The organism is Pusillibacter faecalis (assembly GCF_018408705.1).
GTDB lineage: Bacteria > Bacillota > Clostridia > Oscillospirales > Oscillospiraceae > Oscillibacter > Oscillibacter faecalis.
On sequence record NZ_AP023420.1, the window covers coordinates 2798629 to 2822856 of the forward strand.

General features: G+C 56.6%; 26 protein-coding genes and 1 tRNA gene. 23 read left to right on the forward strand and 4 right to left on the reverse strand.

The annotated features are described in order from the left end of the window. Positions 1-53: 53 nt before the first annotated feature. Positions 54-542, reverse strand: a complete 489-nt coding sequence (locus KJS55_RS14115; protein ID WP_213543598.1) for a hypothetical protein — start codon at positions 540-542, stop codon at positions 54-56. A gap of 209 nt (positions 543-751) precedes the next feature. Here KJS55_RS14115 and KJS55_RS14120 point away from each other — a divergent pair, with 209 nt between their 5' ends. Beyond that, positions 752-2065 carry a recombinase family protein gene (locus KJS55_RS14120; RefSeq protein WP_228300548.1) on the forward strand — a complete coding sequence of 438 codons (1314 nt, stop codon included), beginning with the start codon at positions 752-754 and terminating at the stop codon, positions 2063-2065. Positions 2066-2133: 68 nt separating this feature from the next. On the opposite strand, the gene KJS55_RS14125 is transcribed toward KJS55_RS14120, so the two are convergent. After that, a tRNA-Pro gene (locus KJS55_RS14125) sits at positions 2134-2209 on the reverse strand. A gap of 105 nt (positions 2210-2314) precedes the next feature. On the opposite strand from KJS55_RS14125, the gene KJS55_RS14130 reads away from it, so the two are divergent. From KJS55_RS14130 to KJS55_RS14190, 13 genes are all read left to right on the forward strand, one after another. Continuing rightward, complete coding sequence (locus KJS55_RS14130) at positions 2315-3271, forward strand: M23 family metallopeptidase (RefSeq protein WP_213543599.1); 957 nt, start codon at positions 2315-2317, stop codon at positions 3269-3271. Further along, complete coding sequence (locus tag KJS55_RS14135; protein ID WP_213543600.1) at positions 3234-3821, forward strand: zinc metalloprotease; 588 nt, start codon at positions 3234-3236, stop codon at positions 3819-3821. The genes KJS55_RS14130 and KJS55_RS14135 overlap by 38 nt, the downstream gene beginning before the upstream one ends. A 131-nt stretch (positions 3822-3952) precedes the next feature. Next, positions 3953-4294, forward strand: a complete 342-nt coding sequence (gene rplS, locus KJS55_RS14140; RefSeq protein WP_187030753.1) for a 50S ribosomal protein L19 — start codon at positions 3953-3955, stop codon at positions 4292-4294. A gap of 121 nt (positions 4295-4415) precedes the next feature. Next, positions 4416-4991: a signal peptidase I gene (gene lepB / locus KJS55_RS14145; protein WP_187030754.1), complete on the forward strand. Its 576-nt coding sequence runs from the start codon at positions 4416-4418 to the stop codon at positions 4989-4991. 16 nt (positions 4992-5007) lie between these two features. Next, positions 5008-5586: a signal peptidase I gene (lepB, locus tag KJS55_RS14150; protein WP_187030755.1), complete on the forward strand. Its 579-nt coding sequence runs from the start codon at positions 5008-5010 to the stop codon at positions 5584-5586. Positions 5587-5612: 26 nt separating this feature from the next. Beyond that, entirely contained in the window at positions 5613-6488 is an 876-nt protein-coding gene (gene ylqF, locus KJS55_RS14155; RefSeq protein WP_187030756.1) for a ribosome biogenesis GTPase YlqF, read from the forward strand. 17 nt (positions 6489-6505) lie between these two features. Continuing rightward, positions 6506-7147, forward strand: a complete 642-nt coding sequence (locus KJS55_RS14160) for an SMI1/KNR4 family protein (protein ID WP_213543601.1) — start codon at positions 6506-6508, stop codon at positions 7145-7147. Positions 7148-7190: 43 nt separating this feature from the next. After that, the gene (locus tag KJS55_RS14165; protein WP_213543602.1) at positions 7191-7850 is read left to right on the forward strand and encodes a hypothetical protein; all 660 of its coding nucleotides are present in this window, start codon (positions 7191-7193) and stop codon (positions 7848-7850) included. A gap of 2 nt (positions 7851-7852) precedes the next feature. After that, the gene (rnhB, locus tag KJS55_RS14170) at positions 7853-8473 is read left to right on the forward strand and encodes a ribonuclease HII (protein ID WP_213543603.1); all 621 of its coding nucleotides are present in this window, start codon (positions 7853-7855) and stop codon (positions 8471-8473) included. Further along, positions 8470-8829 carry a YraN family protein gene (locus tag KJS55_RS14175; RefSeq protein ID WP_228300549.1) on the forward strand — a complete coding sequence of 120 codons (360 nt, stop codon included), beginning with the start codon at positions 8470-8472 and terminating at the stop codon, positions 8827-8829. Before rnhB ends, KJS55_RS14175 begins: the two co-directional genes overlap by 4 nt. A gap of 32 nt (positions 8830-8861) precedes the next feature. After that, positions 8862-10349, forward strand: a complete 1488-nt coding sequence (thrC, locus tag KJS55_RS14180; RefSeq protein ID WP_213543604.1) for a threonine synthase — start codon at positions 8862-8864, stop codon at positions 10347-10349. A 3-nt stretch (positions 10350-10352) separates the two neighbouring features. After that, a complete protein-coding gene (locus KJS55_RS14185; RefSeq protein WP_187030767.1) occupies positions 10353-10664 on the forward strand; it encodes a hypothetical protein in 312 nt (103 codons plus the stop codon). Next, entirely contained in the window at positions 10665-11363 is a 699-nt protein-coding gene (locus KJS55_RS14190) for a metallophosphoesterase (RefSeq protein ID WP_187030769.1), read from the forward strand. Positions 11364-11447: 84 nt separating this feature from the next. On the opposite strand, the gene KJS55_RS14195 is transcribed toward KJS55_RS14190, so the two are convergent. Then, positions 11448-12149 carry a 5'-methylthioadenosine/adenosylhomocysteine nucleosidase gene (locus tag KJS55_RS14195; protein WP_187030771.1) on the reverse strand — a complete coding sequence of 234 codons (702 nt, stop codon included), beginning with the start codon at positions 12147-12149 and terminating at the stop codon, positions 11448-11450. 555 nt (positions 12150-12704) lie between these two features. On the opposite strand from KJS55_RS14195, the gene tig reads away from it, so the two are divergent. From tig to yihA, 5 genes are all read left to right on the forward strand, one after another. Further along, positions 12705-14162, forward strand: a complete 1458-nt coding sequence (gene tig, locus KJS55_RS14200; RefSeq protein ID WP_187030773.1) for a trigger factor — start codon at positions 12705-12707, stop codon at positions 14160-14162. A gap of 152 nt (positions 14163-14314) precedes the next feature. Beyond that, positions 14315-14899, forward strand: a complete 585-nt coding sequence (locus KJS55_RS14205) for an ATP-dependent Clp protease proteolytic subunit (protein WP_187030775.1) — start codon at positions 14315-14317, stop codon at positions 14897-14899. Positions 14900-14919: 20 nt separating this feature from the next. Continuing rightward, entirely contained in the window at positions 14920-16236 is a 1317-nt protein-coding gene (gene clpX / locus KJS55_RS14210; protein WP_187030777.1) for an ATP-dependent Clp protease ATP-binding subunit ClpX, read from the forward strand. Positions 16237-16365: 129 nt separating this feature from the next. Continuing rightward, complete coding sequence (gene lon / locus KJS55_RS14215; protein WP_213543605.1) at positions 16366-18771, forward strand: endopeptidase La; 2406 nt, start codon at positions 16366-16368, stop codon at positions 18769-18771. Between the two features lie 10 nt (positions 18772-18781). Further along, positions 18782-19378 (forward strand): ribosome biogenesis GTP-binding protein YihA/YsxC, encoded by a 597-nt coding sequence (yihA, locus tag KJS55_RS14220; protein WP_213543702.1) that lies wholly within the window; start codon positions 18782-18784, stop codon positions 19376-19378. Positions 19379-19407: 29 nt separating this feature from the next. Here yihA and KJS55_RS14225 read toward each other — a convergent pair whose 3' ends face one another. Further along, positions 19408-20955: a helix-turn-helix domain-containing protein gene (locus KJS55_RS14225; RefSeq protein WP_213543606.1), complete on the reverse strand. Its 1548-nt coding sequence runs from the start codon at positions 20953-20955 to the stop codon at positions 19408-19410. Between the two features lie 220 nt (positions 20956-21175). On the opposite strand from KJS55_RS14225, the gene pyrH reads away from it, so the two are divergent. The 4 genes from pyrH to KJS55_RS14245 all read left to right on the forward strand — a co-directional run bounded on the left by pyrH (position 21176) and on the right by KJS55_RS14245 (position 24227). After that, positions 21176-21892 (forward strand): UMP kinase, encoded by a 717-nt coding sequence (gene pyrH, locus KJS55_RS14230; RefSeq protein WP_187030783.1) that lies wholly within the window; start codon positions 21176-21178, stop codon positions 21890-21892. A 48-nt stretch (positions 21893-21940) separates the two neighbouring features. Then, positions 21941-22498 carry a ribosome recycling factor gene (gene frr / locus KJS55_RS14235; RefSeq protein WP_187030785.1) on the forward strand — a complete coding sequence of 186 codons (558 nt, stop codon included), beginning with the start codon at positions 21941-21943 and terminating at the stop codon, positions 22496-22498. A 179-nt stretch (positions 22499-22677) separates the two neighbouring features. Then, positions 22678-23418 (forward strand): polyprenyl diphosphate synthase, encoded by a 741-nt coding sequence (uppS, locus tag KJS55_RS14240; RefSeq protein WP_213543703.1) that lies wholly within the window; start codon positions 22678-22680, stop codon positions 23416-23418. After that, entirely contained in the window at positions 23415-24227 is an 813-nt protein-coding gene (locus KJS55_RS14245) for a phosphatidate cytidylyltransferase (protein WP_213543607.1), read from the forward strand. The genes uppS and KJS55_RS14245 overlap by 4 nt, the downstream gene beginning before the upstream one ends. Position 24228 lies beyond the last annotated feature (1 nt).

Consider the following 24228-nt stretch of genomic DNA (forward strand, 5'->3'; position numbering starts at 1 on the left):
TGAAGTGTTTTTCTTAAAAGTTCCCCAAACGAAGAAGCGTACAATTTTGCACCTTAGACCCTGCGCAAAATTGTACTCTGCTCCTCTATATATTCAGTTACTTGCTTCACACGCTCCACTGTCTTTAAATGCTGCTTGCTATATCGGCAATCTGGGGTATGCTTTCTCATGCTCTGAATAATATGTTCCGCACAACTACTCGCACCGTACCCGTTGACCAAAATATGCAGGTGCGGTGCGACAGTAGTGTTTGGCGCTAACTTTTTGATTTCACCCGTGTTTGGGTCTTTCCTCCATATTTTCTGTTGACAAATAAATTGTTTTTTGCCGCCCTTATTTTTTGGTTTGTTATAGCTCATTTTGCCGACGTACTCTGAGCTGGTAACAGACAAGCCAAGGATAATATTGATACTTTCTCCTTGTTTTTTCTTCCAACGCATACAGACCGCCCGAAGCCTGTTTAGTTCTCGTTCTCCATCCTCCATACCTCCAAATTTGCGGGGGTCATTGAGAAAATAGGCTGTATTTACTTTCTCTCGCATAATATCCCCGCCTTACTTATAGCTATATTATATAGTCCTTTTGTTGCGCCGTAAACTTATATTGCGCTGTTTTCATAAAGTTCTACACCCAATAGGTTCTTTCCTTAGAAAAAACTTTGTCCCATTTTAGCTACTTTGCACAAAATAAAATTGAGCCACAAAAGAGGCTCAATTAGCTGTGCTATTAACCATTGATATATACCGTTGAAATGCAGTACAAAACCAATGAGTACTACGCCAAGGACATCTCCAAGAAGCGCCGGATCGTCAACAAAATGAAAGGCAACGCCGGGATTCCGCTTTCGCCGCCGCCCTACGGCTACATGAAAAACCCGGACGATCCCCGGTTTTGGGTGATTGACCCGGAGGCTGCCGAGGTGGTGCGCTGCATCTACCGTCTGGCCTTGGAGGGCAACGGCCCCTTGCAGATTGCTACGGCGCTGGGGACGATGGGGGCGCTGAACCCCTCGGCCTATCGAACCAGCAAGGGGATTAGCAAGGGCGGCTCCAAAAGCACGCTGGAGCCTACCAAGTGGAACCACACCACCGTCAAAAAAATCCTCACCTTGCAGGAATACTGCGGCGATGTGATCAACTTCAAAAGCTACTCCAAGTCCTACAAGATGAAGCGCCGGATTGAAAACCCGGAAGAAAACCGGGCCATCTTCCTCAATGTCCATGAGCCCATCATTGACCGGGCTACTTGGGAAAAGGTGCAGGCTTTGCAGAAAGGCACACGGCGCAAAAAGCCGACTGTTACCCAAGAGCCGAGTGTGTTTTCCGGGCGACTGAAATGCCCCGAGTGCGGCGGCAACCTCAACTTCCATTTCAACCAGAAAAACCACGACATTAAATTCTTTAGCTGTCAAAACCATAATTCTGGTTTGTGGAAATGTTCAGCGACACACTATATCCGTCTGGATTTTCTGGAACAGGTGGTGCTGTATGAGGTTAACCGCTTGGCGGCCTTTGCCAATGAGTATGAAAGGGATTTTGTAAAAGCCATGCTGGGCCGTTCCGCAAAGGTTGCTGAAAATGACCGGGCACGGAAACAGCGGGAACTGAATGCTCTGCTGACCCGTGACAAGGAACTGGATATGCTCTTTGAAAGGCTGTACGAAGACAATGTAGCGGGTAAAATTGACGATGCCCGGTTTGCCAGGATGTCAAAGCGGTATGAGCAGGAGCAGGGCGAAATCGGTGCAAAGGTCAAGGCTCTGCGGCTGGAACTGAAAAAGGCCGAAGGACAGCAGATGGATATGGAGGATTTTCTGGCAACGGTGCGACGGTACGCCTATGTGTCAAAGATCACCCGGCGCATGGTGTCCGAGCTCATTGACCACATTGATGTGTACCACGCCGAAAAACAGGACGGCGTGACCAATCAGCAGGTGGTCATCCACTACAACTGCATCGGGGCCTTTGAAGTGCCAGACCGCAAGAAGATTCCCGAGGCTGACATCATCATGGAAACGAGAAAAGGCGTAGCTGTCAGCTACGCCCCGGCACAGATTGCAGTATGACCTTTTCAGAAAATAAAAATGCGGAGTGTCCGTTACAGGATGCTCAAACCCTATAAGGACACTCCACATGGTCCGAGTGGCGGGATTTGAACCCACGGCCTCTTGGTCCCGAACCAAGCGCGCTACCAACTGCGCTACACCCGGATGCAACGGTAGTTATTATACGGAATTTTCCTGCGGCTGTCAAGGTTATATTCACGGAAAAAACAGCATAGGCTCCAAAAGAACGATTTGCAGGGAGGGAGCAGTATGACTTCACGGCAGGCGGGTCGACGGATGGCTACGATATCAGCCCAGCGGAAAAGGCAGACCGGACGGAGCGGCATCCGGCAGCCGGGGCGGCGAAAGGATGAGTCCATGCGGCCGAAAGAACGGCGGCAATTTCTGCAGCTGGTGATTTGCTGTGGAATTTTTGTGCTGCTGGTAGCCGCCAAATTCCTGCTTCCAAGCCGGATGGCCCAGATCAACGAGGTACTTTCTAGAGCCATGGAACAGAATATGGACGTCCAGGCGGTATTCTCTGCTGTGGGGAGAGCTTTCTCAGGAGAGAGCGGTATGAGCGGCACTGTTGATGAGGTTTATCGAGCAGTCTTTCACCCGGACGGGACGGAAGAGGCATTGGAGACCTCTGCACACATTCCGGCATCTCAGGGGATAGCGGCAATGGCCGCGCTTCAGGCCTATCTGCCCCTGGGAGAGGCGGAGACTGCGGAGGATATGCAGGAGGAAACGCCGGAAGAGCAGGTTTCGAATCTGGCATACGTACTGTATTCCAACCAGAATCTTCCGGAAGATGTCAGCATGGAGCAGGCCATTTTGAATTTTGATTACTGTACGCCTGTCTCCGGGACATTGAGCTCCGACTTCGGCTACCGGGAGCATCCGGTGGAAGGGGAGGAGCGCTTCCACTATGGCGTGGACCTGGCTGCCAATGAGGGGACCGAAATTCTATGCTTTGCAGATGGTACCGTAACAGTGGTGGGAGAAAGTAGCAGCTATGGAAAATACTGCATGGTGGAACATGCGGGAGGCTACTCTACACTCTACGCACACTGTAGCCGGATCACAGTATCTTCCGGAGCTGCGGTGAAGGAGGGGCAAAAGATTGCCGAGGTAGGGGAGACTGGGGTTGCCACCGGACCACACCTGCATTTTGAGCTGCAAAAGAATGGAACCTACCTCAACCCCATCTACTATGTCGACTGATATTCGGATATCCCCAGGGTTTTGCCTGCTGGTTGGCTGGTTTGCAACCATTAACGGATGGCAACTGCTGGCGGCAGTGCTCGGTGCGGCAGCCATTCACGAGGCGGGACACTACGCGGCCCTGCGGCTGCTGGGAACGCGCATCCTAGGGTTGCGTATCGGGCTTCTGGGCGCTGTGCTGGAGACGGACAGCACAGCACTTTCCTATGGTGGAGAGCTGGCCGCAGTCCTGGCAGGACCCGTGGCAAACCTGCTGAGCGCCGTTGTTTTGACTGCGCTGGGACTGGAAATGGCGGCAGGGGCCCACTTGGTTCTGGGAGCATTTAATCTGCTGCCAGTGCGGCCTCTGGACGGTGGGAGGGCGCTTTATCTGGCGGCCGCTTGGCTGTTTGGACCGGCAGCTGGGGAACGGGCTGCCCGCTGGACAGGCACAGCCACAGCTTTGGGAGTGGTGGTATGCCTGGAGGAGCTGATGCGCCAGGCGGAAGCTTGTGGCTGCTGCCGGCGATGGCGGGTTTTTTCATGGCGGCATGGAGGGAGATTTTTGTAAAATAATGCTTGCAATCTGTCGGGAACTATGATATCATACTCAGGCTATAAAAAGGGCGGTCCTCTGCCGTGCGTCTGAGCGACGCCGCAGAAAAGCGGTATGAACGCCTATAAATACAGGAGGAAAAATTCATGGATCTCATTCAGGAACTGAACAAGCAGACGCTCTCTGCTGAGGCACCCAAGGTCCGGATCGGTGATACCGTCCGCGTCCATGTGAAGGTGAAGGAGGGCTCTCGGGAGCGCATCCAGGTGTTCGAGGGTACTGTGATTGCCAAGAAGCACGGCGGCATTGAGGAGACCATCACCGTCCGCCGCATTTCCTATGGCGTGGGCGTGGAGAAGGTTTTCCCTGTTCACTCTCCTTCCATTGACCACATTGAGGTGGTTCGCAATGGTAAGGTCCGCCGGGCAAAGCTCTATTATCTGCGCGGCCGCGTGGGCAAGGGCGCCAAGGTCAAAGAGAAGCTGTGATTCCAAAAAAGAGAGGCTCTGCCTCTCTTTTTTCTTACAGAAAAACCGGTCCGCACCCTTGTGAAACAGGGGATTCTTTGTTATACTAACAAAGTTAATGATGATTTGGGAGGATGTAGCCATGACTGGGAAGCAGCAAGCACAGCGAGGAGCCTATGAATGGGTGCAGACGCTGGTGTATGTAGTGCTGGCTGTGGTGCTACTCTTCACATTTGTGGGCCGGCTGAGCCGGGTTCAGGGAGAGTCCATGCGTGAGACTCTACAGGACCGGGATCTGCTGCTGGTTCTGAACGGCTATTTATGCGGCTCCTATGAGGCCGGAGACATTGTGATCGCACAGCGGGGGGACTTCAACGATGGTGCGCCCATTGTCAAGCGAGTGATTGCAACAGAAGGGCAGACGGTGGATATTGATTTTAACGCCGGAACGGTCTATGTGGACGGCGCCGCGCTGGAGGAGCCTTATGCCAGGGAGGCAACCTGGCTGGCGGAGGGGGTGGAATTCCCCTTGACCGTTCCGGCGGGGTGCCTCTTCCTGATGGGGGATAACCGCAACGACAGCGAGGACAGCCGCAGTGCGGATCTCGGCCCAGTGGACAGCCGCTGTGTGATTGGAAAAGCGGTATTTCTGGCACTGCCTGGAAAGACGGCGGACCTCAATGCGCGGGAGTGGAACCGCGTTGGATTTTTGAGATGACCTGGGAGAGACAGACATGGACGAAGAGAAGAAAAGAGAGGGCGGGCGGGACCTCTATGAATGGGTCCAGGCATTGGTGTGCTCTGTGCTGGCGGTGGTGGTGGTCTTTACCTTTGTCATCCGGCTGATCGGCGTGGACGGACATTCCATGGTCCCCACCCTGCAGGATGGAGACCGGCTGCTGGTGCTCAATTCCATGCTGTACCATGATTATCAGGCCGGAGATATCGTGGTGCTGCGTAAATCCTCTTTCCTGGACGAGCCCATTGTAAAACGAGTGATCGCAACAGAGGGCCAGGTGGTGGATATCGACTTTGTGACTGGCAGTGTTTATGTGGACGGGATTCTTTTGAAAGAGGATTATATTAACGAACTGACCTTTACGGAGGAGGGGATGGAATTTCCACTGATCGTACCGGAAGGCAGCATCTTTGTCATGGGTGATAACCGTAACCACAGCAATGACAGCCGGGATTCCAGGCTGGGAACGGTGGATACCCGCTATGTTATTGGCAAGGCGGTGCTGCTGGCTTTCCCGGGGACCGACATTCTCACTGGGAAGCGGGACTTCGGACGGATCGGCGTGCTGGCCTGAGACTGTATGATGCAGGAGGACTTGCTATGAATATCCAGTGGTATCCTGGACACATGACCAAAACGAGACGGATGATTGCTGAGCAGTTGAAAAACGTGGATGCGGTGTGTGAAATCCTGGATGCCCGGATTCCCATCTCCAGCCGGAACCCGGACGTGGACGAGCTGACAGCAGGAAAACCTCGGCTGGTGGTCTTGAACCGGGTGGATCAGGCAGACCCTGCCTCTACCCGCCGGTGGGCGGACTTTTTCCGTGCCAGGGGATATGCGGTGCTGGAGACCAACGCCAAGGGCGGCGCCGGTACAACAAGATTTGCTGCCGCTGTGCGGGAGCTTCTTGCGGACAAGCTCCGTTCCTACGCGGAAAAGGGAATGGCAGGTCGAGTGGTCCGGGTGATGATTTTAGGCATTCCCAACGTGGGAAAATCCACGTTTATCAACCAGGTGGCGGGCCGAAAGACTGCCAAAACAGAGGACCGGCCAGGTGTCACCCGCTCTAAGCAGTGGGTTCCCATCGACAAAGGACTGGAGCTGTTGGACACCCCGGGCATCCTCTGGCCTAAATTTGAAGACCAGAGTGTGGGGCTGAACTTGGCTTACACCGGGGCGGTGAAGGACGACATTTTGGATGTAGAGACCCTGGGCTGTCATTTGATGGCCTATCTGGGAGAGGCGTATCCAGATGCGCTGGCGTCGACTTATAAACTGCCTGCCCTGCCGGAGCGGGAGACGGAGGAGAACGACGTTGCCTGGGGCTACCGGCTATTGGAAAGTGCCGGCAGGAAGCGGGGGTTTTTGATCTCCGGCGGCGAAGTAGACACAGAGCGGATGGCCAAGATCCTGTTGGACGAGTTCCGGGGCGGCAAGCTGGGGCGGTTCACCCTGGAGCTGCCGGAGGAATAAGAGTGGAGAGATGCCAGATGACACGGCAGGAAGCAACGGCTTTTGTAGAAAAGGCCTTTGAGACATTACAGGCTCGGGGTTGGCTGGCGGAGGGCCTCAAGCCCGCCCTGGCCATGGAGGAGGAGATCGACTCCTTTGAGAAAAAGCGCGGGGTCCGGCTTTCGCCTCTCTATCGAGCGCTGCTGTTGTCTCACCACATCGGTCAGCTGATGACCGTTATGTATCATTTGGAGAGAGTGAGTCCGCTGTGGATGGAGCTGGACGGCGCGGTGAGTATGGAGGCCTTGGAAGAGCAGATTGAGATTTTACAGGAGATGCAGGACTATTGCGAACTGCCCGATGGCTGCTTCCAAAACCTCATCCCCATTGGGGACTTTGGTGCGGGCTGGGGCCCCATGTGCCTGGATCTGAGACGCCCGGAGGAGAGTGTGGACCCAAACAACGAGGAAACCTGGGCCGTAGTTTGGTTCGACCACGAGGAGTTTGACTGGGATCGGCGGTATCTGGGAGAGGACGGCTTACTCCATGGACGGCCCGCCGCCCCGGATCTCAAGACTCTGCTGGAGTGGTGTTTGTGCGGATCTCTGGAAACGGAGTTTGAGGAGAAATACGGCATCCGACCTACCTATGAGTGGTATCAGAATGGGGCGGAGTATTGACGTATAGAACTGCCGGAGGAATCAAAGCGGGGAGGGATACCGGATGACACAGCAGGAAGCAAAGAACTATGTAGAGGGTGCCTTTCAGGCGCTGAAAGACCGGGGCTGGTTTCTAAAGACTGGACTGGTGCCCACCGGGGTGACCGACAGGGAGATCGCCGAATTTGAGGCGGAGTCAGAGTTGAAGCTCCCCACCCTGCTGAAGGCGTTTTTGAAGTCCTACCGGATGGACTTTGACCTTTGGGGGATCATCCACGAGGTGGATTTTGACACCCGGCCTTGGCCCATTTCTCTGAACACCAGTGTAAAGGAGCTGCGCATAAATTGGGCGGTGTTTCGTGAGATTGCCGCAGATTATGGCGCCGCACCGGAGCAGTACGGACATTTTCTGCCCATCGGAATGTGGGACAGTGAGTTTCTGGTGTGGGATCTCTCCCGGCGGGAGGATCAGGTGGACGCGGAGGACTGGGGAGAGAGCTGGGTGCTGCGGTCTTTCCCCCACGACGAGGCGTGGGACAAGGAGTTTTGGGAGGAGGGGGGCGAGCCCTGTGCGCCCAGCTTCAAGGACCTGCTGGACTGGTACTTTTACGGCGCCCTGATCCCGGAGTTTGAGGAGGAAAACCACCTGAAAGTAACCTATGAGCGCATGAACAATTACGATTTTCTTTGGCATTTCTATGAGGACCGCTGGAAGGAGCCGTGACGATGGACCTCTGGACTTGGGAGCGGGAGGCGTGGGCGGACGGTGCCGCGGTTGTTTGTGGCGTGGATGAGGCGGGGGCTGGCCCCCTGGCGGGACCGGTATATGCCGCCGCAGTCATTTTGCCGCGGGAAGCAGATCTCCCAGGCCTCAACGACTCCAAGAAGCTGACAGCAAAGCGGCGGGAGGCGCTGTATGATCTGATTACCTCCCAGGCTGCGGCTTACCATGTGGCCTTTGTTTCCGCGGAGGAGATCGATCAAATGGACATTTTGAACGCCCGGATGCTGGCTATGAACCGCGCCATTGAGGGCCTGACCCAAAAGCCGGACCTGTGCCTGATCGACGGCAACCGGGATCACGGCAGCACAGTCTCCATCACGGAGCGGCATGTGTGCCTAGTGGGTGGGGACGGAAAAAGCGCCTCTATCGCAGCGGCCTCCATCTTGGCAAAGGTGAGCCGGGACCGGTACATCATGGAAGTGCTGGACCGCCAATATCCCCAGTACCAGTTTGCCAGGCATAAGGGCTATGGGACAAAGCTCCATTATGCATGTCTGAACGAATACGGCCCCTGTCCAGCCCACCGAAAGACGTTTTTGAAAAAATGGGAGGCGCGGAGATGAGCGCCCCCAAGCGGGCTGGGGACCGGGGCGAGCGCGCGGTGGCCGCTTTTCTCGAACGCCGTGGTTACACCTTGTTGGATCGCCAGTGGCGGTGCCGGCAGGGGGAATTGGACCTAGTGGCGCTGGACGGCGGAGGAACCCTCTGCTTTGTGGAGGTCAAGCTGCGGGGGAGTGGGGCGATCGGCCTTCCCAGGGAGTTTGTGGACAGCCGCAAGCAATCCCGACTGCGCGCTGCTGCCGCCTGCTACCTTAGCGCCCGCGCTCTGGACGTTCCCGCCCGCTTTGACGTGGCGGAGGTTTATGAGGAAGCGGATGGCGCGCTCCGGATTACCTATCTGGAAGATGCCTTTATATAACCAAAAAATTTTCCGAAAGGATGGAATCCCATATGAAGTATTTGAGCACGCGGGACCGGAGTGTCCACATGGAATCAGCCCAGGCCATCGAGATGGGACTGAGCCGGGACGGGGGCCTGCTGACGCCAGAGCGTATTCCCCAGATTGACCAGACATTTTTAGAGAGCTTGGTGGGTGTCCGCTATCAGGAGCGGGCGGCCAGGGTCATGGGGCTGTATCTGACGGACTATACCGAGGCAGAGCTGCTGACGTTTGCGGAGAACGCTTATGGCCCAGAGAAATTTGACACGGAGGCCGTAGCCCCCGTTCGCACTCTGGACGATGCTACCCACTGCCTGGAGCTCTGGCACGGCCCCACCAGCGCTTTCAAGGACATGGCGCTGCAGATGCTGCCGCAGCTGCTCTCCGCAGCCCTGAAAAAGACCGGAGAGGACAAGACCGCCTGCATTCTGGTGGCTACCTCTGGAGACACCGGCAAGGCCGCTATGGAGGGCTTTGCGGACGTGCCACAGACGAAGATTCTGGTCTTTTACCCCAAGGACGGCGTGTCCAAGGTGCAGGAGGCCCAGATGGTCACACAGGAGGGGAAGAATGTGGGCGTGTGCGCCGTTGTGGGGAATTTCGACGACGCACAGGCCGGCGTGAAGCGCATTTTCTCCGACGAAAAGATGCGGCAGACTCTGGCTGAGCGGGGGTATTTTCTCTCCTCCGCCAACTCCATCAACTGGGGCCGCATTCTGCCTCAGGTGGTTTATTACATTTCTGCCTACTGTGATCTGGTACGGGATGGAAAGCTGAATATGGGAGAGAAGGTGAACTTCTGCGTCCCCACGGGCAACTTCGGGGATATTCTTGCGGCCTATTACGCAAAGCGTATGGGCCTGCCGGTAGAGAGGCTGATCTGCGCCTCCAACCGCAACGATGTGCTGACGGACTTCCTGCGCACTGGTATTTATGACCGCAACCGCCCATTCCACACCACCATGAGTCCCTCCATGGACATCCTTGTGTCCAGCAATCTGGAGCGACTGCTGTTCGACCTCTCCGGAGAAAACGATGCCGAGGTCCGCAGCTATATGGAGTCCCTGACAAAAGAGGGACGCTATGAGGTCTCCGACAGCATCAAGGCGGCGCTGCGGGAGCAGTACTGGGGCGGCTTCTGTGATGAGGCGGGGACTGCCGACGCCATCGCTGATTTTTATCACCATAAAGGCTATTTGATCGATACGCACACGGCGGTTGCGGCTCATGTCATGGAGCAGTACCGTGCGGCCACCGGAGACCGGACGCCTACGGTGTTTGTCTCTACTGCGTCGCCCTATAAGTTCTGCAATCACGTCCTCGCTGCCATCGGTGGGACTCCAAAAGGCGACGGCGTGGAGCTGCTGGATCAGCTCCACAGCGCGACCGGCGTGCCGGTGCCCCGGCGTCTTGCGGCGCTGAAAGGCAAGGAGAGACGCTTTCATCTGGACTGTGAGAAGGCCGGCATGGACGGCGTGGTGCTGGACTTCCTGCGGTAAGTGATGAAGCTCAGTCGGAAATGGGCCAGGATTGTCTGCGTTTTGCTGGCGCTGGCAGTGGCGTTCGCGGTACTTCCGATGGCGGCGTACCATCTGGCGGGAGCCCGGTCTCCGGACTGGGCCGTAGCGGGGGTGCTGGGCGCCGTTGGATTCTTAAGCGCCGGCGTGGTGCTGCGGCTCAAGCATTTGCGGTGCCCATACTGCGGCAGGAGCGCGGCGATTCCTCAGTGGCGGACGGGGAAGCGCCTTTACTGCCCCTGCTGCGACAGAGCACTGTTTTATGACGACGAATCCGATGAAGAGGGGGGGAGTTGAATGGCCCTTTATGCCATCGGGGACTTGCATCTATCCTTGGCGGTTGATAAGTCCATGGAGGTTTTTGGACCGGCTTGGGAAAATTATGTCAATCGCATTGCGGAGAGTCTCTCTCATCTGACGGAGGAGGACGTCCTGATTTTAGCGGGGGATACCTCCTGGGGCATGAACCTCCGGGAGGCGGAGGCGGACTTCCGTTTTCTGGACCGCTTTCCCTGCCGGAAATACCTGCTCAAGGGCAACCACGATTACTGGTGGACCACCGCCGCAAAATTCCATGCCTTTTGTGCGGACAAAGGGCTGACCACGCTGGAGCTGCTGCATAACAACTGCCATGTCTATGGGGAGTATGCCCTGTGCGGAACCCGGGGGTGGTTCTGGGAAGAGGAGCAAAAGCCGCAGAACGCCAAGGTGCTGAGCCGAGAGGTGGGACGGCTGGAGACCTCTTTGCAGGCGGCGGGAGAGCGGCCGATTTTCTGCTTTCTGCACTATCCCCCGCTTTACCAGGGGTATCAGTGCCCGGAAATTTTGGCGGTTCTGGAGAAGTACCAGGTAAAACGGTGCTATTATGGACATCTGCACGGTCCCACCATCAAGCGGCGGATGGAAGGCAGTTGGAGGGGAATCTCGTTCTCTCTGATCTCCGCAGACCATCTGGGCTTTTGCCCTAAAAAAATTTGTGATGCCCCGACGCTGTAGTTTTAGGAGGAGCCGCCAGAGAAAACAACCGGCGGCTCCTCCATGATCGAAAAAGGGGATTCCCTGAAACCAAGGGGAAGAACTCTAGGCCCCATGTGTCGCCCATAACCTCAGCATTTGTCTGACAAAGTCGGCGGACTGTGCGGAGGCTCTTTGACAGTTTTTCTCAAAGAGCTCCGGAGCACTGTGATCTGCTTGGTCTGTCAGGGTTCTGACGGCAAGAAAGGGAATTTTGTTGACATAGCATACATGAGCAATACCGGCACTCTCCATATCAACGCTCAAAGGGGCGAAGTCTTGGAGAATCCGATGCTTTTCTTTATCATCAATAAAGCTTTCGCCGGTGACGGTTCTGCCAAAGACGACAGGATAGGAGACTTGCTTGGCTGCATGTCGGGCCAGGGTCAGCAGATGAGGGTCCGCCTCTATATAAAGGGAAGAGAGCCAAGGATGAAAGTCTGTCAGAATATCGGCGCTTACGTCGTGGTAGGCGGTGGCGGTAGAGACGACGGTATCGAAAATGTTCAGGCCGCTTTGGATAGCTCCGGCAGTGCCGGTGTTGATCATCACGTCACAGTGATAGGTGTCAATCAGAATTTGCGCGGCAATGGCAGCGTTTACCCGGCACACGCCGGAGAACAGCGTTGTGACAGGAAAGCCCTCCAGCTGCCCACAATAGAATTTCAGCATGGCCCTTTCTGAAATCTGGCAGTGCTCTATCCAGGGGAGAAAGGGGGCGAGCTCGTCGTCTCCTGCACACAGGATTCCAATGGTCGTGTTTTTCATGGTTTGTGGTCCTTTCTGCAGATCTCTGCCGCTCTTTCAAGGAATGGAGCGATCCTTTGTTGAGGGGCAGGTGAGGTGTGTTGATCTGGGGCTGAGGAGGGCGGACAAGGCCATCGCTCCGGCAGATGCTCCCTATTTGCGCGAAACCGTGCGGCGGGAAACCACAGATTCCGAGTAGAATGCTGATCCTGCCAGGGCGGATCAGACGTGCCCGCAGACGGTTCTCCTGAGAGCGGCCGCTCTTTGCCGGCTACTATTCTATCAAAAATCTTTGATTCTTCAAGCACCGTTTCTTTAAGGTCTGCGCCTGCACGGACAGGTAAACATAAGCTGGCGGGATTTGTGGAAGAGCGCCTTTTCGGAAACAGGGGGTATATGGAAGGGGCCCTTGGCAGCTGGAGGGAAGCGTTGCTCAGGGGAACGGGAGTCCACGGAAGAAAAGTTTCCAAATTAAATGAAGTTTCCTTGAAAAAAGACTAGCATTTTCCGGATTCTTCTGATAAAATATAAAAACGCATCGGTGTGCAGCCGGTGATGAACGGAGGAGTAAACAAAATGAGTGTGAAAAGCTGCGAAAAAGTTGAGAAAAGTCAGGTCGCGCTGACCATTGAGGTGGGCGCGGCGGAATTTCAGGCCGCCATTGAAAAAGCATATCAGAAGATGCGCAAAAAGATCAATGTACCGGGCTTCCGTCCCGGCAAGGCTCCTCGGAAGCTGATCGAGGGCATGTATGGCGCAGAGGTGTTTTTTGAAGAGGCCATTAATATTGCGTTCCCCGATGCCTATGACGCTGCTGTGAAGGAACAGGAGCTCCAGGTGGTAGGCTATCCCTCCGTGGAGCTGGTGGGCGAGGCCACGCAGGACGGGTTCACCTTCAAGGCCGTGGTTCCCGTGTACCCCGATGTGACCCTGGGCGAGTACAAGGGCCTCAGTGCGCCCAAAGACGAGGTGAAGGTCTCTGCCGCTGATGTGGATGAGCGCATCAAGTCCCTGCTGGACCGCAATACCCGCCTTGTGAGCGTGGAGCGGGAAGCTCAAGAGGGTGACACCGCTGTGATCGACTTTGAGGGTTTCCTGGACGGCGTACCCTTTGAGGGCGGCAAGGGAACCAACCACAGCCTGGAGCTGGGTTCCCACAGCTTTGTCCCCGGATTTGAAGAGCAGGTTGTCGGGATGAAGGCTGGGGAGGAGAAGGATCTTGATATCACGTTCCCCGAGGACTACACCCCGGAGCTGGCTGGCAAGGCAGTGGTGTTTAAGGTAAAGGTCCATGAGGTGAAGGAAAAGGAAGTCCCTGCACTGGACGATGAGTTTGCCAAGGATGTCTCTGAGTTTGACACTTTGAAGGAACTGAAGGCTGATCTGAAAAAGAAGATCACCGAGGAGCGCCAGAAGGAAGCGGACCGGGCTTTTGAGAATACCCTTATGGAGCAGGTGGCAGAAAAGATTACCGCTGATATCCCTGACGCTATGGTAGAGGCCCAGGCAAGACAGTTTGTAGACAACTTTAAGATGCAGATTGCCCAAAGCGGCATTCCCTATGACCAGTACCTCAAGATGACCGGCATGAGTGAGGACAAGCTCCTGGAGGATGCCAGAGAGCCGGCTCTGCGTCAGGTGCGGGTAGACCTGGCTGTGGCCGCCATTATCAAGGCGGAGGATATCCAAGTGACCGATGAGGATGTGGAGGCCGAGTACCAGAAGCTCGCTGAGCAGTATGGTATGGAGCTGGAGATGGTCAAGAAGTATCTGCCCGCAGATCAGACCAAGGATCAGCTGGCCAACCAAAAGGCTGTGGCAATTGTAGTGGAGAGCGCCACCGCTACCAAGCCCGAAAAGAAGAAAGCCACCAAGAAGACGGAGGGTGCCGAGGACGAGGAAAAGCCTGCAAAGAAGTCCGGCGCGAAAAAGGCTTCCAAGCCGGCAGAGGATGCTGCTGAGGGGGAGGAAAAGCCCGCCAAGAAGGCCACTGCCAAAAAGACCTCTAAAAAAACTGAAAAAGAGGGCGAATAAACGCGGATTTTTCCAGGGAGGCCCCGTTACACATTTTACAAATTCGACATATTCTCCCATGGTACTTGTGGTATCATGGGAGAATGGCGTTATCAGGCGGAGTTTTAGATCTTGCAGACTCTGCTGCCACAGAAGAACGGAGGTATTCAAAAGTGAGTTTAGTTCCATATGTAGTTGAGCAGACCAACCGTGGAGAACGGTCCTATGACATTTTCTCCCGCCTGCTGAATGACCGCATTATCTTCCTGGGGGAAGAGGTCAATGCCACTACCGCCAGCCTTGTTGTGGCACAGCTTCTGTATCTGGAGGCCCAGGACCCGGACAAGGACATCCAGCTCTATATCAATAGCCCTGGCGGCTCTGTGACGGACGGCATGGCCATCTATGACACCATGCAGTATGTCAAGTGCGATGTGTCCACCATCTGCGTGGGTATGGCCGCCAGCATGGGCGCGTTTCTGCTCTCCTCTGGCGCCAAGGGCAAGCGGATTGCTCTGCCCAACGCTGAGATTATGATTCACCAGCCCTCCGCCGGAACCCAGGGCCAGATTACGGATATGGCCATTCACCTCAAACGGTTGGAGACCATTAAGAAGCGGATGAACCGCATTATGGCTGAAAACTGTGGCCGCTCTTTGGAGGAAGTTACCGCTGCCTGTGAGCGGGATAACTTCATGAGTGCGCAGGAGGCGCTGGACTTCGGTCTGATCGACAAGATCATCAGCGGAAAAAAGTAAGAAACTGAGGTATCAAAACCATGAGCGACGAAGCCAAGAAGGCTCTGCGCTGTTCCTTCTGCGGAAAGCATGAAAACCAGGTCCACCGAATGATTCAGGGGCCTGGCGTGCGCATCTGTGACGAGTGCGTGCAGCTGTGCATGAGTATTTTGAACGACGGATTTGACCAGGCGGACTCCAGCCCGCTGGAGGACATTCCTGACCAGCTCCCAACACCCCGGGAGATCCGGGACATTTTGGACCAGTATGTGATCGGCCAGGATGAGGCGAAGGTGGCGTTGTCCGTTGCAGTGTACAACCACTATAAGCGGGTCTATTTCGGTGGGGACGAGGATGTGGAGCTTCAAAAGAGCAACATTTTGATGCTGGGACCCACCGGTTCTGGCAAGACCCTATTTGCCCAGACATTAGCAAGGATTTTGCAGGTGCCCTTTGCCATTGCCGACGCCACCACACTAACCGAGGCCGGCTATGTGGGCGATGATGTGGAGAACATTCTTCTGCGTCTGCTGCAGGCCGCGGACTTTGATGTGGAGCGGGCGGAGCACGGCATCATCTATGTGGATGAGATCGATAAGATTGCCCGTAAGAGCGAAAATCCCTCCATTACCCGGGACGTATCCGGCGAGGGGGTTCAGCAGGCACTGCTGAAAATTGTGGAGGGGACCGTGGCCAACGTACCGCCTCAGGGCGGCCGAAAGCACCCCCATCAGGAATTTATCCAGATCGACACCCGAAATATCCTCTTTATCTGCGGCGGCGCCTTTGACGGGCTAGAGAAGATTATTGAAAAGCGTCTGGACCAAAAGAGCATTGGTTTTGGAGCCAATGTCCAGGGGAAGAAGGATAAGGACCTGAGCCGCATCCTGCGGGAGGTGCAGCCTCACGATATTCTGAAGTTCGGCCTGATTCCGGAGCTGGTGGGCCGCCTGCCGGTGATTGCCCCCCTCAACGCGCTGCAGCGGGGGGATCTGGTTCGGATTTTGCAGGAGCCGAAAAACGCTCTGGTGAAGCAGTACAAAAAGCTGCTGGAATATGACGATGTGGACCTGGAGTTTGCTCCGGAGGCGCTGGACGCCATCGCGGATAAGGCCATTGAGCGAAACATCGGCGCCCGAGGCCTGCGGGCTGTGATGGAGGGGATGTTGACGCAGCTGATGTACGATGTCCCCTCGGACCCCACAATCTCCAAGGTGGTGATCACCCGGGAGTGTGTGGAGGGCACCGGCCAGCCTATTCTGACGCGGGACCCCCACAAAGTGAACTATTCTGTGAAATTGAACACCGGCAAGGGTGGAAAGCCGGCATCGGATTCCGCCCCTAAGTCGGCGTCTTAAAACAAGGAGGAAAGGGGACGCCGCCCCTTTCCTCTGTTTTTGTATCATCCATATGCGCCGCCGGCATTACTTTACTCATTGTGCACTCCTGGCGCATAAGGCTTCATTCCCAAGAAAGGAACTACAACCATGGAACCGATCAACATTCCCGTTCTGGCTCTCCGGGGCCTGACGGTGTTTCCACACATGTCTCTGACCTTTGACGTGGAGCGGCAAATCTCTATCCGGGCTCTGGAGCGGGCGATGGAGGGGGACCAAGCCGTCTTTCTAGTGACTCAGCGGGAGATTGGCAGCAATATTCCGGGGGAAAAGGACCTCTACGAAGTGGGGACGATTTCCCATATCACACAGATTTTGCGTTTGTCCTCCAACGCGGTCCGGGTGATGGTAGAGGGAAGGCGGCGTGCGCGTCTCAGGCGGCTGTGGCAGACAGAGCCGTTTCTGCAGGCCAACATCGAGGAGCTGACGGAAACCGCAGTATCAGAGGCGTTTCAGCGCAGTCCTCGAACAGAGGCGTTGCTGCGCCAGACTTGGAATCTTTTTGGTGAATACGCAGGATTGGTGGGCGGCATGGCGGAGGAGGTCGTCACCACAGTCATGGATTGCCAGGACGTGGGGTATCTGGCGGACTTCATCGCGCAGAACATCAATCTGCGGTTCGCGGATAAGCAGGAGATTTTGGAGGAACTCTCTCCCTTCCTTCGCCTGCGCAAACTCAACGGCTTTCTTGCCAGGGAGTGCAATGTCCTGGGCTTTGAACACGAGATGGAGGGCAAGGTCCGGGATCAGCTGGCCCGCACTCAGCGGGATCAGATTCTGCGGACTCAAATCCGCGTGCTGCAAAACGAGCTGGGCGAGGAAGAGGACGACGAACTGGACGTCTACCGGGAGAAGATTTTGGAGCTGCACTTGGATGAGGAGCGGGAAACGCATCTGATGAAGGAGGTCACTAAACTCTCCAAGCAGCCCTACTCCAGCGCGGAAGCGGCGGTGATCCGGAACTACTTGGACGTGTGCCTGGACATCCCCTGGAACACCACCACCCGAGAGCGAGTCAGCGTGGACGCGGCCCGCAAGGTGCTGGAACACGATCACTATGGCCTGGAAAAGGTGAAGGAGCGAATTTTGGAGACCATCGCCGTCCGGCAGATGAACCGGGATGCCAAGGGGCAGATCCTCTGTCTGGTAGGGCCGCCGGGTGTGGGTAAGACCTCCATCGCCATCAGTGTCGCCAAGGCGCTGAACCGGAAGCTGGCCCGCCTCTCTCTGGGCGGCGTCCGGGACGAGGCAGATATCCGCGGGCATCGGAAGACCTACATAGGCGCCATGCCCGGGCGGATCATCGAGGCCATCAGCCGCAGCGGTTCTATGAATCCACTGCTGCTGCTGGACGAGATTGACAAAATGGGCAGCGACTACCGGGGCGACCCGGCTGCCGCGCTGCTGGAGGTCCTGGACAGTGAGCAGAACCACAGCTTTCGGGACCACTACCTAGAGCTGCCTGTGGACCTCACCGGCGTGATGTTCATCACCACCGCCAACACCACGGATACCATCCCCAGGCCCCTGCTGGACCGGATGGAGGTTATTCAGCTCACCAGCTACACCGATGAGGAAAAGGTCCAGATTGCCCGCCGGCACCTGCTGCCCAAGCAGATGCGCGAGCACGGACTGAAGAAGAGCGCCCTGCGGCTGAGCGACGACGTGCTGCGGGCCATGATTCGGGACTATACCCGGGAGTCCGGTGTGCGGCTTCTAGAGCGGCGCCTCGCGGCCGTGTGCCGGAAAGCGGACATGCGGCTTTTACAAGGGGATATGAAGCGGGTGAATGTGACAGAGGCAGAGCTTCCGAAGTTTCTGGACTGTCAGCCCTATCCTCCCGCTCTGCACACGGACCGGGAGGAAATTGGCGTGGTGAACGGCCTTGCGTGGACCGAGTCCGGCGGTGAGATTTTGGAGGTAGAGGTCAATGTGATGGAGGGCTCCGGCAAGCTGGAACTCACCGGAAACCTGGGAGACGTGATGAAGGAGTCCGCCCAAGCGGCGCTGAGCTGCCTGCGCAGCCGCGCCGCGGCGCTGGGCATCCCGGCGGACTTTTACAAGACCCGCGACATCCACGTTCACTTCCCGGAGGGGGCAGTGCCAAAGGACGGCCCCTCTGCGGGGATTGCCGTGACCACTGCCATGCTCTCTGCCCTGACAGGGCGGAAAATCCGTGGGGGTGTTGCCATGACTGGCGAGGTGACGCTGCGAGGCAGAGTGCTGCCCATCGGCGGATTAAAGGAAAAGACCATGGCTGCATATCGCAACGGCATCGGCACAGTGATTATTCCCCGGGACAACGAGCGGGACCTGGAGGACATTGACCAAACGGTCCGCGGAGGGCTGCGCTTTGTCACGGCAGAGACGGTGGACCAGGTGTTTGCCGCTGCGCTGTGCTTGGAGAGCGATCCCATCCGGGAAGAGGTGGCTACCCATGTGGCAGCCTTTGCTCCTATCGGCCGGGAGAGCGGCGGCGACGTATTGCGCCAGTGAGGGGTTCATGATGGCACTGAATTTTTCCAAGGTGGAGTTTCTGCGCTCCGCCGCGAGGTGCGGGGATTTCCTGCGGGACGGCCGGCCTCAGTTTGCCTTCGCGGGCCGCTCTAACGTGGGGAAATCCTCCGTGATCAATCGTCTGGCGGGGCGGAAAAACCTTGCCTATGTGGGCGCCTCGCCGGGGAAGACCACCCAGATCAATTACTTCCTCGTGGATGGGCGGGCTTATCTGGTGGATCTGCCGGGATATGGTTACGCCAAGGTGTCCAAGGCGGAAAAGGAGCGCTGGGGCAAGTTGATGGAGAGCTACTTCCAGGACAAGGGGGGACTCATCACCACCGGTGTTTTGATTGTGGATATCCGTCACAAGCCCACGGAGAATGATCTGATTATGCACTACTGGTTTCGGGAGAGCGGATGTCCGGAGATCATCGTAGCCAACAAGCTGGATAAACTGAAGAAGAGCCAGGTGGAGCCGGCCCTATCCTTAATCCGGGATACGCTGGAATTGGCGGAAGGGGACGCGCTGGTGCCATTCTCTGCGGAAAAGGGCACTGGCAAGGAGGAGCTAATTGGCCTTTTGAATGCCGCCTGCGAAGAATAAAAAAAGGAACGGCAACAGCCGTTCCTTTTTTATGCGCTCACCTCCGCGGGAGAGCGGGGCAGCTCACTGCGCTGGTCGATGGGCGTGGTCAGGTAGAGGCACAGAAGCTTGGCCCAGCCCTGTTCCGCTTCCGTGAAGGAGCCGTTGGAGAGGGCGGCATCCAGAGTGTCCAGGGCGGCTTCCAGCTCCACCGGGTACAGCTCCGCGTCGTAGGCGGTGAGGTGGAGAACGTCATACATGGCATCCTCCTCAGTACCGCAGGCCAGCCCTTTGACAAAGCCAATAGGATTTTCAAAAAGGGCAGCAGAGAGGAGCCCTGCGTAGGAGTCAGCCAGCCAGCCGTCCAGGTTGGACTTTACCCCCATTTGCAGTCGGAAGATCTCTGCATCTGAGTAGGGCGCTTGCTCATGTATCCAGGTCAGGAATGCGGCGATGGTATCGTCCCGGTGCTCTGTGGTACCCAAGTCTCCAAAGGCCCACCAGTCCAGCTCTGAGAGACCGGCAAAAACGGCCCAGCGGTTGGCATAGAGTTCCTCAGCGGAGAGGTTATCGTTTGTCACCAGCTGGTTCCAGGCGATATAGACTTTCTGGGTGTCGTCGATGTCCTCTCGCCCTGGTTCCTGCCGCTGGGAAAAATCCGGCTCCCCATCTATCAGGGGGAAACGAGCCACGTTGTTGGGGAGGAAGGCCTCACAGCCAAACTCCGCCATGTCCTCCAGGGCAATGCCGGCCACCAGACCGTCCCGCATATAGAGACACAGGCTCAGACCAAAGGTCTCCGGCGTCTGGTAGGCATAGTAGTAGTCGTGCCGTACCAGGGGAGCCTCCTCCTCTTTGAGACAGTACACCAGCGCGTCGCCATAAGCCGCGATCACGTCTGCCTTAGAACTGCCCACGCTGATGCCCCGAGGTGTGGTGTACCCTGGTACGATGGTGGTGATCTTTATTACGGATTCCTGTTCCGGGCTTTCCGGGTCGATCTCCGGGTCATAGCCGATGCGGAGGTAGTCCAGATGTAAATCTCCGCAGTCCGCCCGATGAAGGGTGGTGAGAAGGTAGTCCGTGTCCAGAATTTGCTCCGGCTCCGTCAGCTCTAGTTCCCGGCCGAAGGGGAAGAAGCCCTCCTGAATCCCCAGCTCCAAAAAGGTCTCGTTACCGCTGCTGTCCGTCCAGAGCAAAGCAAACTCCGTAAGAGCGGATGGTGTTGCTTTGTTTGTCACAGCGGAGCTGTCATCTTCTGCCGGATCAGTGAGAGCCCGCCCGAAAAGCCAGCTAACCAGACAAACGCTTAAAAACAGTGCCGCCAGTACAGCGGCGATGACAAGGACCCACAACCACCGCTGCTTTTGCTGGTGCGGGGCATTCTCTCCGCCGGCCTCCGGCGTTTCGGTCAGTTCCGCTACGCTCACGCCAAACTCTCTGGCCAGAGCCAGCAGATTCTCCATGTCCGGCGCCGCCGCGTCCGTCTCCCATTTGCTGACCGCCTGCCGGCTCACGCCTAGGCGTCCGCCCAGCTCTTCCTGAGAAATGCCCATCGCTTTGCGGTACTGGGCAATCCGCTGTCCCAACGTCATCATACCGCCTCCTTTGCCCCCAGCATAGCAAATTTCCCGGGAAAAGGCTACCACCTGAGTGTCAAATATCAGTTGCGGCGGGTAAAACTGCCAGGGTACGCTCAGACTGTCTTTTTCACGGAAAAGAGGAACTGCGGGATTTTTCGGGAAAATCTTGTCTACCCCCTATGCAAAAGGGGAAAAATACGTTAAAATATGGTCACTAACACGTAGGGGGTTCCATATGACAAAACCTGTTTATCAGCGGGTCCTGCTGAAAATCAGCGGAGAGGCCCTGTCCGGCGGTAAAGGAAGCGGACTGGATTTTGAGATGATTGGAAATGTTTGCGACGTCATCAAGGAGTGTCTGGACATGGGCGTTCAGGTGGGCCTGGTGGTAGGCGGCGGCAACTTCTGGCGCGGCGCGAAGAACAGCGGCGGCAAGATGGAGCGGACCCGGGCCGATCACATGGGCATGCTGGCCACAGTGATGAACTGCCTGGCGGTGGCGGATGTGTGTGAGCAGAAGGGAATTCCCGTCCGAGTGCAGACCGCGATTGAAATGCGTGCGGTTGCAGAACCCTATATCCGCTCCCGGGCCATCCGGCATCTGGAAAAGGGACGGGTGGTGATCTTTGGAGCCGGTACCGGAAACCCCTATTTTTCCACCGATACGGCAGCGGTGCTGCGGGCGGCGGAGATCGGCGCGGACGTAATTCTTCTGGCCAAGAATGTAGATGGCGTTTACAGTGCCGACCCGGTGAAGGACCCCAATGCCGTGAAGTACGACACCATCAGCTATGACGATGTGCTGGCCCAGCACCTCATGGTGATGGACTCCACGGCCACGTCTCTCTCCATGGATAACCACATCCCGGTGCTGCTGTTTGCATTAAAGGACCCCAGGAATATCATCCGGGCCCTGTGCGGCGAAAAGGTCGGTACCATTGTGGGCGAATAAAGGGCCTACGGCCCTCCCCCAACATAGAACGGAAAGGAAGGACTCCATATGTTAAAAGACGAATACAAAGTTTACGAGAGTAAGATGAAAAAGAGCATTGATTCCGTGGCGGCAGATTTTGCCTCCGTACGGGCTGGTCGGGCCAACGCCTCTGTGCTGGACCGGATCATGGTGGATTACTATGGGAGCCCCACTCCGATTCAGCAGATCGCGGCGATTTCCTCGCCGGATGCCCGGACGCTGCTGATCTCCCCGTGGGACAGCTCTGCCCTAAAAGCCATTGAGAAGGCGATCCAGAATTCCGACCTGGGCATCAATCCCCAGAATGACGGTAAGGCCCTGCGCCTGGGCTTCCCCCAATTGACGGAGGAGCGCCGTAAGGAGCTGGTCAAGCAGATCCACAAGTATGCGGAAAACGGCAAGGTGGCTGTCCGCAACATCCGCCGGGATGCCATGGAGGCCTTCAAGAAACAGGAGAAGAAGTCTGAGATTACTGAGGACGAGCTGAAGCAGGCAGAAAAGGACCTGCAAAAGCTCACGGACGAGAGCTGCAAGGCTCTGGACGACCTGCTTGCCAAGAAGGAAAAGGAACTGATGGCTGTCTAACTGTTTTTTCAAGAAAGGCAGTTAGAGACCTTGATCTCGCTACGGAAATCTGGTGGGAACCGAGGCTTTGCGACGGCAATGAGGGCGTTGCCGGATGAAGAGCAGGCGATTGGAGAAGTATTTTTATGAAAGACACAGGCACAGCGGGGCGGGTTGAGAACCCGCCTCGCTCTCAGGAAATGGCGCGAGGCAGACCCGATGGGAACATGTCGGGCCCGCCTCGCCATATTGCGATCATTATGGACGGCAATGGCCGCTGGGCAACTAAGCGAGGACTGCCCCGCACCGTTGGCCATAAGGCGGGAGCGGAGACCTTCCGCCGCATTGCTACCTACTGCAAGGAAATCGGCGTCAAATATTTGACGGTATATGCCTTCTCCACGGAGAACTGGAAGCGCTCCGCCGACGAGGTGGCGGCGATCATGGGCCTTTTGAAGCGGTATTTGCTGGAGGCCGTGGACACGATGGAGCGGGACCACATCCGCCTGCACTTTTTTGGGGATATGGGGCCTATCGCGCCGGAGCTGCGGGCCCTGGCCCGGGAGACCGATGAGATTACGGAGCACCTCTCCGCCGATGATTTTCAGGCCAACGTATGCCTAAACTATGGCGGACGGGACGAGATTTTGCGGGCAGCCCGGAGCTTTGCTGCCGCCTGCGCCGCAGGAGAGCGGAAACCGGAGGAGCTGGACGAGGCGCTCTTCGCCTCCTATCTGGACTCCGCCGGCATCCCGGACCCAGACTTGGTGATCCGCCCCAGCGGGGAGCTGCGGCTGAGCAACTTCTTGCTGTGGCAGAGCGCGTATGCGGAGTTCTATTTCACAGACGTCCTGTGGCCGGATTTTGACAAGGCGGAGCTGGACAGGGCTATCGCGGCCTATCACCAGCGGGACCGCCGGTTTGGAGGCGTGAAGAAATGAGCTCGTTACAGTCCAGGGTCCTGGTGGCGGTGATTGGCGTGCCGGTGCTGGTGTGGGTGGTGCTGTGGGCGCCGCCGCTTGTGATGCTGGTGGCGCTGTGCCTGCTGGCGGGCATCGGCGGCATGGAGCTGCAGCGCTGTGTCAGCGGCGCTCCGCGCAGTGAACTGGTGGGGATGAGTGCCATCTTTCCGGTATTTATGGTGGCGTGGTATTACGAGCGGCCAGAGCATGTTGTAGTACTGGTCGTGGTAGAGCTTGTGGTTTTCTTCGGATATGCCATTGTCAAGGGTGGGGAAATCAAGTTCAATCAGATTATGGCGGCACTGTTTGGCGGCACGTTCATCGGCTATTCCTTTGCCGCGTTTTTGCGGCTGGAGGCCACCGGCATCCACCGGGCCTACTTGCTGCTGCCGTTCATCCTCAGTTTTGCCTGCGACACCTTTGCCTACTTTGCGGGCCGTGCCTTCGGGCGGCACAAGCTGGCCCCGAAAGTTAGCCCCAAGAAGACGGTGGAGGGCTCCATCGGCGGCATTTTGGGCAATGTAGTGTGCGGCTTGATCTTCGTTTTTGTAATGGATCATTGGCTAGAGGCCGGCATTGGCTATGGAACGATGGTGGTTCTGGCAGTGACGTGCAGTATCGTGGCCCAGATCGGAGATCTGAGCTTCTCCCTTATCAAACGGGAATTCGGCATCAAGGACTACGGTCATTTGTTTTTGGAGCACGGCGGCGTGCTGGACCGGTTTGACAGCGTGTTATTTGTGACGCCGCTTGTTGAGATTATTTTGGATCTGACGCATAGGATATAGG

Excerpts from the sequence above, each read along its gene's own strand:
- KJS55_RS14115 (WP_213543598.1), bottom strand. The coding sequence starts at position 542 with ATGCGAGAGAAAGTAAATACAGCCTATTTTCTCAATGACCCCCGCAAA.
- KJS55_RS14120 (WP_228300548.1), top strand. The coding sequence starts at position 752 with ATGCAGTACAAAACCAATGAGTACTACGCCAAGGACATCTCCAAGAAG.
- KJS55_RS14130 (WP_213543599.1), top strand. The coding sequence starts at position 2,315 with ATGACTTCACGGCAGGCGGGTCGACGGATGGCTACGATATCAGCCCAG.
- KJS55_RS14135 (WP_213543600.1), top strand. The coding sequence starts at position 3,234 with ATGGAACCTACCTCAACCCCATCTACTATGTCGACTGATATTCGGATA.
- rplS (WP_187030753.1), top strand. The coding sequence starts at position 3,953 with ATGGATCTCATTCAGGAACTGAACAAGCAGACGCTCTCTGCTGAGGCA.
- lepB (WP_187030754.1), top strand. The coding sequence starts at position 4,416 with ATGACTGGGAAGCAGCAAGCACAGCGAGGAGCCTATGAATGGGTGCAG.
- lepB (WP_187030755.1), top strand. The coding sequence starts at position 5,008 with ATGGACGAAGAGAAGAAAAGAGAGGGCGGGCGGGACCTCTATGAATGG.
- ylqF (WP_187030756.1), top strand. The coding sequence starts at position 5,613 with ATGAATATCCAGTGGTATCCTGGACACATGACCAAAACGAGACGGATG.
- KJS55_RS14160 (WP_213543601.1), top strand. The coding sequence starts at position 6,506 with ATGACACGGCAGGAAGCAACGGCTTTTGTAGAAAAGGCCTTTGAGACA.
- KJS55_RS14165 (WP_213543602.1), top strand. The coding sequence starts at position 7,191 with ATGACACAGCAGGAAGCAAAGAACTATGTAGAGGGTGCCTTTCAGGCG.
- rnhB (WP_213543603.1), top strand. The coding sequence starts at position 7,853 with ATGGACCTCTGGACTTGGGAGCGGGAGGCGTGGGCGGACGGTGCCGCG.
- KJS55_RS14175 (WP_228300549.1), top strand. The coding sequence starts at position 8,470 with ATGAGCGCCCCCAAGCGGGCTGGGGACCGGGGCGAGCGCGCGGTGGCC.
- thrC (WP_213543604.1), top strand. The coding sequence starts at position 8,862 with ATGAAGTATTTGAGCACGCGGGACCGGAGTGTCCACATGGAATCAGCC.
- KJS55_RS14185 (WP_187030767.1), top strand. The coding sequence starts at position 10,353 with ATGAAGCTCAGTCGGAAATGGGCCAGGATTGTCTGCGTTTTGCTGGCG.
- KJS55_RS14190 (WP_187030769.1), top strand. The coding sequence starts at position 10,665 with ATGGCCCTTTATGCCATCGGGGACTTGCATCTATCCTTGGCGGTTGAT.
- KJS55_RS14195 (WP_187030771.1), bottom strand. The coding sequence starts at position 12,149 with ATGAAAAACACGACCATTGGAATCCTGTGTGCAGGAGACGACGAGCTC.
- tig (WP_187030773.1), top strand. The coding sequence starts at position 12,705 with ATGAGTGTGAAAAGCTGCGAAAAAGTTGAGAAAAGTCAGGTCGCGCTG.
- clpX (WP_187030777.1), top strand. The coding sequence starts at position 14,920 with ATGAGCGACGAAGCCAAGAAGGCTCTGCGCTGTTCCTTCTGCGGAAAG.
- lon (WP_213543605.1), top strand. The coding sequence starts at position 16,366 with ATGGAACCGATCAACATTCCCGTTCTGGCTCTCCGGGGCCTGACGGTG.
- yihA (WP_213543702.1), top strand. The coding sequence starts at position 18,782 with ATGGCACTGAATTTTTCCAAGGTGGAGTTTCTGCGCTCCGCCGCGAGG.
- KJS55_RS14225 (WP_213543606.1), bottom strand. The coding sequence starts at position 20,955 with ATGATGACGTTGGGACAGCGGATTGCCCAGTACCGCAAAGCGATGGGC.
- pyrH (WP_187030783.1), top strand. The coding sequence starts at position 21,176 with ATGACAAAACCTGTTTATCAGCGGGTCCTGCTGAAAATCAGCGGAGAG.
- frr (WP_187030785.1), top strand. The coding sequence starts at position 21,941 with ATGTTAAAAGACGAATACAAAGTTTACGAGAGTAAGATGAAAAAGAGC.
- uppS (WP_213543703.1), top strand. The coding sequence starts at position 22,678 with ATGGCGCGAGGCAGACCCGATGGGAACATGTCGGGCCCGCCTCGCCAT.
- KJS55_RS14245 (WP_213543607.1), top strand. The coding sequence starts at position 23,415 with ATGAGCTCGTTACAGTCCAGGGTCCTGGTGGCGGTGATTGGCGTGCCG.